The sequence below is a fragment of the Thermodesulfovibrio hydrogeniphilus genome, assembly GCF_054657355.1.
On record NZ_BAAHYW010000001.1, the window covers coordinates 257,294 to 268,886 of the forward strand.

At 36.3% G+C, this 11,593-nt stretch carries 12 protein-coding genes; 1 reads left to right on the forward strand and 11 read right to left on the reverse strand.

The features are described from left to right. Positions 1-2 precede the first annotated feature (2 nt). The 10 genes from mraY to mraZ all read right to left on the reverse strand — a co-directional run bounded on the left by mraY (position 3) and on the right by mraZ (position 9,038). Positions 3-1,088, reverse strand: coding sequence for a phospho-N-acetylmuramoyl-pentapeptide-transferase (gene mraY / locus ACYQ3P_RS01375; protein ID WP_460176166.1), 1,086 nt, complete (start codon positions 1,086-1,088; stop codon positions 3-5). Further along, positions 1,085-2,425, reverse strand: coding sequence for a UDP-N-acetylmuramoyl-tripeptide--D-alanyl-D-alanine ligase (locus tag ACYQ3P_RS01380; protein ID WP_460176167.1), 1,341 nt, complete (start codon positions 2,423-2,425; stop codon positions 1,085-1,087). The genes mraY and ACYQ3P_RS01380 overlap by 4 nt, the downstream gene beginning before the upstream one ends. Continuing rightward, entirely contained in the window at positions 2,425-3,927 is a 1,503-nt protein-coding gene (locus ACYQ3P_RS01385; protein WP_460176168.1) for a UDP-N-acetylmuramoyl-L-alanyl-D-glutamate--2,6-diaminopimelate ligase, read from the reverse strand. Before ACYQ3P_RS01385 ends, ACYQ3P_RS01380 begins: the two co-directional genes overlap by 1 nt. 307 nt (positions 3,928-4,234) lie before the next feature. Beyond that, positions 4,235-4,627, reverse strand: coding sequence for a transposase (locus ACYQ3P_RS01390; protein ID WP_460176169.1), 393 nt, complete (start codon positions 4,625-4,627; stop codon positions 4,235-4,237). 25 nt (positions 4,628-4,652) lie between these two features. After that, positions 4,653-5,081 carry an IS110 family transposase gene (locus ACYQ3P_RS01395; protein ID WP_460178029.1) on the reverse strand — a complete coding sequence of 143 codons (429 nt, stop codon included), beginning with the start codon at positions 5,079-5,081 and terminating at the stop codon, positions 4,653-4,655. Positions 5,082-5,090: 9 nt separating this feature from the next. Next, positions 5,091-5,249 (reverse strand): hypothetical protein, encoded by a 159-nt coding sequence (locus tag ACYQ3P_RS01400; RefSeq protein ID WP_460176170.1) that lies wholly within the window; start codon positions 5,247-5,249, stop codon positions 5,091-5,093. A 412-nt stretch (positions 5,250-5,661) separates the two neighbouring features. Next, positions 5,662-7,302: a peptidoglycan D,D-transpeptidase FtsI family protein gene (locus tag ACYQ3P_RS01405; protein ID WP_460176171.1), complete on the reverse strand. Its 1,641-nt coding sequence runs from the start codon at positions 7,300-7,302 to the stop codon at positions 5,662-5,664. 80 nt (positions 7,303-7,382) lie between these two features. Beyond that, positions 7,383-7,715, reverse strand: a complete 333-nt coding sequence (locus ACYQ3P_RS01410; protein WP_460176172.1) for a hypothetical protein — start codon at positions 7,713-7,715, stop codon at positions 7,383-7,385. Continuing rightward, positions 7,703-8,608: a 16S rRNA (cytosine(1402)-N(4))-methyltransferase RsmH gene (gene rsmH, locus ACYQ3P_RS01415; RefSeq protein ID WP_460176173.1), complete on the reverse strand. Its 906-nt coding sequence runs from the start codon at positions 8,606-8,608 to the stop codon at positions 7,703-7,705. The genes ACYQ3P_RS01410 and rsmH overlap by 13 nt, the downstream gene beginning before the upstream one ends. After that, positions 8,583-9,038, reverse strand: coding sequence for a division/cell wall cluster transcriptional repressor MraZ (gene mraZ / locus ACYQ3P_RS01420; protein WP_460176174.1), 456 nt, complete (start codon positions 9,036-9,038; stop codon positions 8,583-8,585). Before mraZ ends, rsmH begins: the two co-directional genes overlap by 26 nt. Before the next feature lie 68 nt (positions 9,039-9,106). Between mraZ and bioF the strand changes: the two genes are divergently transcribed. Next, positions 9,107-10,282 carry an 8-amino-7-oxononanoate synthase gene (bioF, locus tag ACYQ3P_RS01425; RefSeq protein WP_460176175.1) on the forward strand — a complete coding sequence of 392 codons (1,176 nt, stop codon included), beginning with the start codon at positions 9,107-9,109 and terminating at the stop codon, positions 10,280-10,282. Here bioF and ACYQ3P_RS01430 read toward each other — a convergent pair. After that, positions 10,248-11,459, reverse strand: a complete 1,212-nt coding sequence (locus ACYQ3P_RS01430; protein ID WP_460176176.1) for a type II secretion system F family protein — start codon at positions 11,457-11,459, stop codon at positions 10,248-10,250. The two genes, bioF and ACYQ3P_RS01430, sit on opposite strands and share 35 nt — an antisense overlap. Positions 11,460-11,593: the final 134 nt, after the last annotated feature.

Consider the following 11,593-nt stretch of genomic DNA (forward strand, 5'->3'; position numbering starts at 1 on the left):
TATCACCTCAGTTTTAAAGTTAAAAGACTTAAAAGCGCAAGGATTATCCCAATAATCCAAAATCTCACAATAACCTTTGGCTCCGGAATTTTCTTTAATTCAAAATGATGATGAATAGGTGCCATCCTGAAAATCCTTTTTCCGCCTGTAAGCTTGAAATAAACTACTTGAAGAATTACAGATAGAGCTTCAACAACAAAAAGTCCTCCGACAAGGGCAAGAACAATCTCATGCTTTGTAATAACAGCCAGAGTTCCAAGAGCACCTCCAAGACTAAGGGAGCCAACATCGCCCATGAAAACCTCTGCAGGATATGCATTATACCATAAAAATCCAAGACAAGCTCCGAGCATTGCTCCACAAAAAACAGCTAATTCACTTGTTCCGGGTATATAAAGAACATACAAATATTTTGCAAAAATAGCATGCCCTGATATATAAAGAAGCACTGCATTTGCAATTGATGCGATGCCAACAAGTCCTGCAGCCAGACCATCCATACCGTCTGTTAGATTTACTGCATTTGAGGAGCCTACAATTACAAATATAGCAAATGGCAAATAAAAGATACCCAAATCAATAAGCCATTGTTTGAAAAACGGAATACTCAATACAGTTGTGTATGGGTCTTTCGGATTAAAATACAGAAAAAGTGTTACAGCAGTTGCTAAAATAAACTGCCCGATTAATTTATACCTTCCCGGCAAGCCTTTATAATTCCTTCTTGACACTTTAAGATAATCGTCAATAAAACCAATTAAACCAAATCCCAAAAAACTTAGAATCATAAGCCACATATAATGATTTCTGAGATTTCCCCACAATAAAACAGAGATTAAAACCGATCCAATAATTATAATGCCACCCATTGTGGGTGTTCCTTCTTTTTTAAAATGAGATTTTGGACCATCATCTCTTATATGCTGGGTTAGACTAAGACTTTTTAACCATCTTATACATGCTGGAGCAATGAGAAAAGTAAAAAAGAAAGAAGTAATAATAGCAAGAAGTGTTCTAAATGTAATATATCTAAATACATTGAAAACAGAAATCTGGTCACTTAAACTATAGAAAAGTTCATAAATCATTCTTCCTGACTCCTTTTAAGAACTTCCAAAATTTGCTCCATTCTCATCCCCCTTGAACCTTTAATCAAAATAACCTCATTTCCTTTAAGTAAAGTTTTAAGGAAAATACCAGCCTTTTCTGCTTCATCAAAAATATTCCCATCAACATATCTTAAAGCATTTTTAATAAACTTTCCCACTCCAATAAAATACTCAATCCCTAATTCTTTAACCCACCTGCCTATTTCTTCATGAGCTTTTTCAGTGTATTGTCCAAGCTCAAGCATGTCACCTAAGACAGCAATAGCTGTTTTGCTCCCTTTTCTTCTTGCAAGCTCTTCTAAGGCAACCTTCATAGAGGAAGGATTAGCATTATAAGCATCAAAGAATACTTCAATCCCGTCTATCTTGATTACCTCTCCCCTCATCTTTACAGGAACAAAGGACTCTGCCACTTCCCCAATCAAACACTTTGAAATTCCGAAATTCACAGCTACCGTAGCTGCAGCTGTTATATTGTAAACATTATGTAACCCTATGAGATGAGTTTTTATTGGAAAACTAAAGGTGTCTGCATTAAAAATGAACTCAACTCCATCATTAATAAACTCTATGTTCCGAGCATTAAAATCGCATTTTTCATTTAATCCAAATGTTATTAAATTACCTTCCCAGTTTTTAAGTCCCTCCAAGAGAAACTGATCATCACCATTAGCGAAAACTGTTTTTACATAAGGAAGTATCTCTAACTCCCCCTCCCTTACACCTTCCAATGAGCCAAAACCTTCCAAGTGTTCATAACCAATATTTGTTATTACTGCATACTGGGGATAAACAATTTCGCAAAGCTCCTTAATATCACCTATCCTGTTAGTACCAAGCTCCAATACCATTATCTCTGTATTTGGCTCAATTTTACTTAAACAAAGAGGAACTCCGATATTATTATTTAAATTGCCTTCTGTTTTTAATACTTTGTATTTTGTTGAAAGAAATTCAGCGATTAACTCCTTTGTTGTTGTTTTTCCATTACTTCCTATTACAGAAATCACTTTTCCTTTGAAATTTTTCCTTAAATATCTCGCCAGTGAATGTAAAGCCTCAAGTGTATCTTTAACTTTTATGACTGTTTTTCCTGAAAAGTCTATTTCTATATCCTTTGAAATAGCTGCTCCAGCACCTTTTGATAAAGCTTCTTCTAAAAAATCATGCCCATCCCTTTTGGTTCCTCTGAGGGCAAAAAATAGTTCTTCTTTACCAATTGTTCGCGTATCAATAGAAGCACTTGTAAAAAATTTCTTACCCTCGGATAATACCTTGCCTCCTGTTGCATTTATTAAATCTTCTAAAGTAAACATTATCTCTTTAATCCCTTCAAAATATTTTTTAATACATCCCTGTCACTGAATGGATTTCTTTTTCCCTTTATTTCTTGATAATCCTCATGCCCTTTGCCTGCTACTATTAGAATATCTCCTTTCTCACACATCATAACTCCCATTTGCAAGGCATCTTTCCTGTCTGGAACAACAATAAAGTTGTCCCTTGAAATGCCCTCTTCAATGTCTCTTATAATTTCTCTCGGTTCTTCCCATCTTGGATTATCCGATGTAATGATTACAAAATCACTTAGTTCTGTGGCAATTTTCCCCATCAATGGTCTTTTGCCTTTGTCTCGGTTTCCTCCGCACCCAAAAATCGTGATAATTCTACCTGTTTGACTCAGCTTTTCCCGAAGGTTTCTTACACTTAAAAGAAGTCTTTCAAGTGCATCGGGTGTATGGGCATAATCAACAAATACAAGAAATTGTTGCCCCTCATCAATATTTTCAAATCTTCCATCTGGTGCTTTTGCGCCTGCCAGTGCAGATTGAATTGTCTGAATTGGGACATTCAAAGCCATTGCAACAGACAATGCACTGAGCGTGTTGTAAATATTGGGAATACCAAGCAAAGGAGTCTTTATAGATATAACATTAGAAGAAATTGCGAATGTCTCAGGATTTTTTATTACAATTTGTAGTTCTGTACCTTTGAATGTTAATTTGAAATCTTTTACATACAAATCAGCATCTGAATTTTCAAGGGAGTATAAAATCTTTTTTCCTTTAAATTCAGATGCAAGCCTTCTGCCGTATTCGTCATCAAAATTAATTATCGCAGTGCCATCTTTTGCAAGCAATTCTGTAAAAAGCCTTTTTTTCGCTTGAAAATAATCTTCCATGTCTTTATGAAAATCAAGATGATCCCTTGATAAGTTTGTAAAAACAGCAATTTTAAATTCTGTGTAATCAACTCTCTTTAAAGAGAGTGCATGGGATGAGACTTCAGAGATAACATATTCAACTTCATTGTCAAGCATAGTTCTTAGAAGCTGCTGAAACTGCAAGGATTCTGGTGTGGTATGCTGGGCTTTTATTTCCTTGTCTTCAATTAAATATCTTATTGTCCCTATTACACCTGTCTTTTTGCCGTATTGTTTAAGAATCTCTCTTATCAAATAAGATGTAGTTGTTTTTCCATTTGTACCAGTTATGCCAATAACATTAAGCTTATTGGAAGGACATCCATAAAATCTATTTGAAATCCAAGCAAGGGCATCTCTTGAGTTATCAACTCCTATCCATGTAACATCTTTTATACTTTCAGGTTTATATCTTGCTTTTTCATAAACGACTGCGCATGCTCCATTTTTTATTGCTTCATCTATAAATTCGTGTCCGTCAATATTTTGTCCAGCAATGGCAATAAAAAGGCAGTTTGGTTTGACTTCTTTTGAATTGTAATGAACAGATGAGATTTCAATGTCCAAATTACCTTTTACTTCAAAATCATCTCTAAGAAGTTTTAATAGTTGCATTTTTTTATTTTATCTCCTTATTCCTTTTTACCAATATCTACTATTACCTGAATTGAGATATTCTCAATTGTCATTGCAAAAGGTCGCCAGCCTTCAGCTCACGACAAACCTTCGCTAAGCAATCTTTTTCCCTTTTCCATCATTGCGAGGAGTGAGCCCCCCTTCTTCTGTCATTGCGAGGGTGCTTAAGCACCCGAAGCAATCTCGCCTTTTCATACCCTACCCAGTCACTGCGAGTCACTGTTGCGAGTGAAGCGAAGCAGTCTTTGAGATTGCTTCGTCGCTTCGCTCCTCGCAATGTTCCGTGTTAATTTGTCAAGTATTTTTTTCCATTCATTGCAATTTCTTCATTGTATGGTATCCCACTTTTTAAAACTCCATATACCTGCCTTATTAGTTTATGGGCTACTGCTATCAATGCCTGCATCTTGCTCTTGCCCCTTTGTATCATCCTCTCATACAATGCTTTGCATGCCTTATTATATCTCATCGCTGACATCGCTGCCATATACAATATCTTCCTTATATATGCACTCCCCTTCTTCTGTATCTTCCCCTTTTTCTTTACACTCTTGCCCGATTCATATACTCTCGGGCTTATCCCTATATAACTGCCTACTGCCTTTACTCTGTCAAAATTTTCAAAACATCCAAGCATTGATACTGCTATGCATGCTGTCCTCTTGCCAACTCCAGGCACACTCTCCGCTAACTTTATCTGTTTCTCATAACTGGCCTACCGCCAATTCTTCCAATTCCTTCTCCATCTTCTGTATTGTTTCCTCTGCATTTTTTATGAGCTCGTTAAAATTTTCTATTACTGTATCTACCATTATCGGTTCATATCTTAATGCTTCTCTTTGATTCTTTAAACAATTAAGATGTTTCTGAATCTTCGCAAGGCAAGTTAATAGTATCTTAATCTTCCGCTGGGGTTCATCCATTGGCTTAAATAATCTTATCTCTTCGCAAATCTCCACACTCTCAGCTATCACTGCAGAGTCTATTTTGTCTGTCTTCGCTCTATTAAACTTTGCATCCGCAAGTTTCTTTGTCTGCAGCGGATTCAAAATTGCTACCTTATACCCTTGCTCATATAAGGCATGGGCTAATTTTAAATGATAAACCCCTGTATGTTCCATAACAACCAGTATATCCTCTTTTCAGCAGTAAGGTAACTCCTTTTTCAAAGCCTTATGCAACTGCTCTGCATGATTCTTTAGATTGAAAGAAGCTCTTTTACCTTTACCTCTTTCCCTAATTGTTACTGCTATGGTATCCTTTGCCACATCTACTCCAACTATGAACTTCTCTTTTGTCATTTCTCTTCCTCCATTTGATTTTTTTGTTTTTCTTCCCTTATCCTATCATCGTGGGAACTCATTCAGGCTGTCTGAGCCTAATGTTCCTTTCAGGCTTAAGGGAAGGGAGAAGGTGGTGGACAACATTGCGAACGGTCTTTAAGACCTATGACAAATCCTCCTTGCCCACCTTCTTTCTTCCTTTTATTTTAACTTATCCCTGTTTAGTGTCCATATATTTATCATACGATGACAAAGGAAGGGGTCATCGCGAGCCTGCCGACAGGCAGGCGAAGCAATCTCATAAAAATAAAGTATAGCCTCAGAAATAAAATCTCTCGCAATGTCCATATATCTAACATACGATGACAAAGAACAGAATACCTCGCAATTACCTACCAAAAAATCTTTCAAATTAAGCATCAACAAGTAATTAATATGAGACCATCCTCTTCTGCTCATTAAAAGTAACAACAAGTCCTTTTTCCTTTGCATCATCTCTTGGAACATTAAGATACGCCAATGCTTCATTTGCAATAGCCTTAAATATTGGAGCTGCAACGACTCCGCCGTAATGTGCACCTTTTGGGTCATGAATAACAACAATCAATGCGATACGGGGATTATCAGCTGGAATAAATCCAACAAAAGAACCTACATATTTGTCTTTGGAATATTTTTTTATTTTAGGGTCATACTTTTGGGCTGTGCCTGTCTTTCCAGCAACAGCATTGCCATCAAGCCTTGCAGTTGTCGCAGTTCCACCCTCTTCTGTGACCTTCTTAAGAATTTCTATCATGGTTTTTGCAGTTTTTTCGGAAATTATTCTTTCCCTTTGAATGTATGATTTATACAAAATCTCTCCATTGGGTGACCTAATTTCTGAAACAACAAAGGGTCTTACAATATAACCACCATTTGCGATTGCAGAATATGCTCTTAAGATCTGAATCGCAGTAACTGCAACCTCTTGTCCAATTGGAATAGCACCTATTGATGTGCCTGACCATTTCTGCGGAGGTCTGACATATCCTGAAACCTCCCCGGGAAGGTCTATCCCTGTTTTCTCTCCAAATCCGAATTTTTTTATGTAATTATAAAGTCTTTCTCTCCCTAACATCATGGCTATTTTTATAGTTCCAACATTTGAAGATTTTTGGATAACTTCCTCAAATGTCAACACTCCATTCCTGTGAACATCTTTGACTTTTTTACCTCCGACTTCTATATATCCGGCTGAACAGTCAAACTTAGTTGATGTTTTGACAATGGCTTCTTCTAATGCAGCAGTGGCTGTAACTATTTTAAAAGTTGAGCCCGGTTCGTATAAATCTGTTATAGCCCGATTTCTTATTATACCAATATCTTTAATTGACTTTAAATTGTTAGGGTCATATGTTGGTCTGTTTGCAAGTGCAAGAATCTCTCCTGTGAAAGGATCTATCATTATGGCAGTAACTGCAGATGCCTGCCATTTTTTCATTGCTTCATCAACATGTTTTTCAACAATATACTGCAATCCCTCGTCAATGGTAAGAAACAAATCATTTCCTTTTATCTCCTCTAAAATTCCCTCAGAAAGCTTTTTACCTTTCGCATCTCTGAAAACCCTTTTTGAGGCTTTTTCAGCCCTAAGATATCTGTCATACTGCCTTTCAAGTCCCTCCATTCCGTTCTCATCAATATTTACAAAACCAATTACATGGGATGCAAGAAAACCCTTCGGATAAAATCTTGTTCCCTCTGTTACAAAACCAACACCTTCTATTTTAAGGGCTTTGATTTTCTGCACCACAGTATCATCAAGCTTTCTTCCAAGCCATACAAATCTTATATTTTTCTGTGCCATACTTTCAATGACTTCGGAGTCAAATTTAACATAGGTCTTTAAAGGAGTTAGAGACTGAGAGGATGTTAAAGCAGATGGGTCAACGAATAGAGATTCCCTTTCCAAAGATACTGCAAGTTCTCTTCCCTGCCTGTCATATATGTTTCCCCTTTTGGCAGTTATCTGTTCTTTTGTAATCTGTTGATTTTTTGCCCTTGAAAGATAGCTCTCGTGCTCAACGAACATAATAAGGGCAAGGCGAAAAATAACTACCGCAAAAAAGATTGAAATAATGACACTAAGAATAATCAGTCTTTTTTGCATTTTTAATATTTTTGAATTTTGCTAAATTTTACATTCTTTATAAGTGTTTGAGGATTACCTGCTATGTAAACAACTTTTTTTCTATCAGGAAAAACCATTGTGTTACCCTGATTGTCAAATCTTACAATGGAACTTAGGGAAGCCTTTTCAGCAAGAAGAATTTTCTTTTCTTTCAACAATATCTTTTTCTTCTCCTCAAGATTGCCTAATCTGTATTCAATAGATACAACATTTGCTCTAACCCAAAGAATTGCAAAAATAGAAATCAAGCTCAATAAAATTAATCCAGCACTCAAGAAAAAATAAATTTTATTATTATAGCTCATTCTGTGCATAGCTTTTCTCCTCCCCTTAATCTTGCACTCCTTGAAGCCGGATTTTTACTTACTTCATCCAAAGATGGGAATATAGGTTTCTTTGTAAGAATTTTAATAGTCCCCTTTTTCTCCTCTTCCCTTAAAAAGTTTTTAACAATCCTGTCTTCTCCTGAATGATATGAGATAAGACAAATTCTGCCGCCATTTTTCAGTAAATTCAAAGCCTGCTTAAGACCTTCCTTTAGTTCATCAAACTCTCTGTTTACCTCAATCCTAATTGCCTGAAAAGTTTGAGTTGCTGGGTGAGTCCTGCCTCTTCTTGGGACAATCTTGCTTATCAAATCCGCCAATTCTTTGCAAGTATCAATCGCTTTTTTTCCTCTCTGTTTTACAATCTCCCTTGCTATTTTTTTTGCAAATGGCTCATCTCCGTAGTCTCTGAATATCTGCAATAGCCTCTGTTCAGAATACCTGTTAACAACATCCCATGCTGTAAGCTCTGTTGTCTGATCCATTCTCATATCAAGCCTTTCATTTGAGTGAAAGCTAAAACCCCTTGAAAAATCTTTAAGTTGAAGCATTGAAACCCCAAAATCAAAGAGAATTCCGTCAATCTCTTTAATTCCTATCTCATATAACTCCTTTTTAATTTGAGAAAATCTTGCTTTTACTAAAATTACTCTGCTGTCTTTTAAAACTTCTCTGGCATGCTCAATAGCATCAGGGTCTCTATCAAAACCAATAAGCTTTCCTATTTCTCCAAGTCTTTTAAGAATCTCCAGAGAATGACCACCGCAACCAACAGTAGCATCTACATATATACCGTCATCCTTGATGTTGAAAATTTGTAGAACTTCATCAACCATTACAGGAATGTGAACTTTTTTATAATCCGTACTGAGCAAGGGCATCCTGTATCCTCTTAATATTTACCTTTGATGGGTCAGTTACACTGTCCCATATGTTCTTATCCCAGATTTCAATTCTCTCAATCTGTCCCACTATAACAACCTCTGTGTTAATTTCCGCATCCTGCCTGTGTTCATAGGGAATAAGCAGTCTTCCTTGTTTGTCCAGCTCGCAGGGAACTGCAGAGGCTATAACTCTTCTTAAAAAATACATAACTGCCTCATCGGATCTGGGTAGTTGTCTTATCTTTTCCTCTAATTTCAGCCATTCCTCAATTGGATACAGATGCAAGGCTTTATCAAAGGGAGCATTTGTAAGAAATAACTTTCCAGATGAATATTTAGTTGCCAGCACCTCCCTAAGAGGAGCGGGCATCATGACTCTTCCCTTTTGATCTAAATTATGGTAATATTTACCTATGAAGGATATCATTTCCACTTTTTACCACTATTTACCACAATATTATATGAAGAAAAAAATTTTGTCAAGAGGTATTTTTTATGTTTGAAAAAGTTTTTGAAAAAATTGGAAAAAAACTTGATGAACTTAAAGTTCTAAATCTATATCGTTCTATCAGAGACCCTGAAGCCTGTGAGGGAATGAAAATCTTCATTGATGGAAAAAAACTCATAAATTTTGCATCAAATGACTATTTAGGCTTAAAGAACCATCCAGTTGTTAAACAAGCTGCAAAGCAAGCAGTTGAAATCTTCGGAGTAGGAACAGGAGCATCAAGACTATTATGCGGAGGAAGTAGGTTTCACAAAGAATTAGAAAATCTTCTTTGTGAATTCAAAGGCTCAGAGGCAGCTCTTGTCTTAAACTCAGGCTATACTGCAAATATCTCTTTAATTCCAGCTTTAGCAAAAGAGGAAGATGTGATTTTTAGCGATGAACTCAATCATGCAAGCCTTATAGATGGTTGCAGATTAAGCAAAGCAAAAAAAGTCATTTATAGGCATAATGATATGGAACATCTAAAAAATCTTATAAAAGAAACTCCATGCAACGGACAAAGAATCATTATCACTGATACAGTTTTCAGCATGGACGGTGATCTTGCTCCAATTAGAGAACTATACGAAATTTGTATTTCTGAGGAAGCTATTTTATATCTTGATGATGCTCATGGAACAGGAGTTCTTGGAAATGGGCACGGAGCACTACAACACTTTGGGCTGAAAGCTGATAATTTTATTATTCAAATGGGCACACTCTCAAAGGCACTTGGTTCCTTTGGCGCCTTTGTATGCGCAGACAAAAGATTTGTTGAATGGTTTATAAACAATGCGAGAGGTTTTATTTTTTCAACAGGACTTCCTGCCTCAGTAGTCGCCTCTGCTATTGCCTCCATAAAATTGATAATAAAAGAGCGAACTCTTATAGAAAGGCTTTGGGAAAATACTCATAAAGTCATAACTGTTTTAAAAGACCTTCAATTAAAAACTACAGCCACCGAAACTCCAATAATTCCAATCCTATTTGAAAGTATAGAGGAAGCAACGAAAGCATCAAAAATTCTATATGATTCAGGGACTTATGCTCCAGTTATAAGACCGCCGACAGTAAAAACACCAAGAATCAGAATAACAGTAAGCGCGGGTCATTCTGATGAAGATATTGATACGCTGAAAAAGGCTCTTATCCGCCTTTGCCAACAACTTCGCCAAGTTTGAATATTGGCAGGTAAAGAGATACTACTATAAACCCTATTGTAACACCAAGAAAAACTATCAATGCTGGTTCAAGCATGCTCATTAGGTTTGCCACAGCGTTGTCAACTTCCTCATCATAAAAATCAGATATCTTGTTTAACATCTCATCTGTTTTACCAGTTGATTCTCCAACGTTTACAATTTGAATAAAAACAGACGGGAAAAGGTCTGGTTTTGATTTTAGGGTTTCTGTCAAAGATTTACCTGCTGTAATATCATCTTTCATTGACATAACGACATCTTCAATAACCTTATTACCACAAGCCTTTCCAGATATCTCCATACTTGTCAGAATCGGAACACCGCTGCCAAGAAGTGTTCCAAGAGTTCTTGCAAATCTTGAAAGTGCTGCCTTTTGAAGGATTATTCCTAAAAGAGGTATTTTCAGAAAAACCGTATCAGTGACTTTAAGTCCCATTGGAGTTTTTCGGAAAAGTTTAATGAAAATGAAAAATCCTATAATGCCTAAAAATATAAAAATTCCTGTTTTTGCCATGAAATTACTAATTCCAATTGTTATCCTTGTTGGAAGCGGTAAATCAAGACCCATTTCGCCAAAAAGTTGTGCAAATGTAGGTATAACAAAAATCATAATAACTGAAACAACTAAGACAGCTATGGCTATAACCAATGAAGGATATATCATGGCTCCAATAATTTTCCTTCTCAGCTTTATCATTTTCTCCAGATAGTCTGCCATTCGCATGAGGACTTTATCCAGCATACCACCTTCTTCACCAGCTCTAACCATATTTATAAAAAGAGAACTAAATACTCTTGGATGCCTTCTCATAGCATCAGCTAATGATGACCCTTTTTCTATGTCATTCCTCATCTGCATGAGAATTTTTCTGAATGTCTTGTTTTTTATCTGGTCTATTATTCCTTCAAAGGCTTGAACAACAGGCACTCCTGAGGCAAAAAGGGTTGCAAACTGACGGGTAAAGAACAGAAGATCTTTTGATGAAACTTTGCCAAAAGCAAAGGCTTTTCTTTCTTCTTTTTCTCTTATATAGCGAGGAATTATGCCGCTTTGCCTTAGGGCAAGAATAAGAGCTGCTTCATTTTCAGCTTCAGTTACTCCTGAAACCACTTGACCACTTTCTGTTCTGCCCTTCCATATGTAAACTGCTGGCATATTAAACCTCTCCTTTCCTCAGCATAAAAGCTCAGTTTAACTGAGAAAAGCTTTAAATTTTTTTATATTTTATCACATTTTTTTCTTTTTTTAAACTGTTAAATAATTTTTTCAACCCTTATGTTCAATCTTTA

Excerpts from the sequence above, each read along its gene's own strand:
- ACYQ3P_RS01400 (WP_460176170.1), bottom strand. The coding sequence starts at position 5,249 with ATGACAAAAGAGAAGTTCATAGTTGGAGTAGATGTGGCAAAGGATACC.
- mraZ (WP_460176174.1), bottom strand. The coding sequence starts at position 9,038 with ATGATATCCTTCATAGGTAAATATTACCATAATTTAGATCAAAAGGGA.
- rsmH (WP_460176173.1), bottom strand. The coding sequence starts at position 8,608 with ATGCCCTTGCTCAGTACGGATTATAAAAAAGTTCACATTCCTGTAATG.
- ACYQ3P_RS01405 (WP_460176171.1), bottom strand. The coding sequence starts at position 7,302 with ATGTTCGTTGAGCACGAGAGCTATCTTTCAAGGGCAAAAAATCAACAG.
- ACYQ3P_RS01380 (WP_460176167.1), bottom strand. The coding sequence starts at position 2,425 with ATGTTTACTTTAGAAGATTTAATAAATGCAACAGGAGGCAAGGTATTA.
- ACYQ3P_RS01385 (WP_460176168.1), bottom strand. The coding sequence starts at position 3,927 with ATGCAACTATTAAAACTTCTTAGAGATGATTTTGAAGTAAAAGGTAAT.
- ACYQ3P_RS01430 (WP_460176176.1), bottom strand. The coding sequence starts at position 11,459 with ATGCCAGCAGTTTACATATGGAAGGGCAGAACAGAAAGTGGTCAAGTG.
- ACYQ3P_RS01410 (WP_460176172.1), bottom strand. The coding sequence starts at position 7,715 with ATGCACAGAATGAGCTATAATAATAAAATTTATTTTTTCTTGAGTGCT.
- bioF (WP_460176175.1), top strand. The coding sequence starts at position 9,107 with ATGTTTGAAAAAGTTTTTGAAAAAATTGGAAAAAAACTTGATGAACTT.
- mraY (WP_460176166.1), bottom strand. The coding sequence starts at position 1,088 with ATGATTTATGAACTTTTCTATAGTTTAAGTGACCAGATTTCTGTTTTC.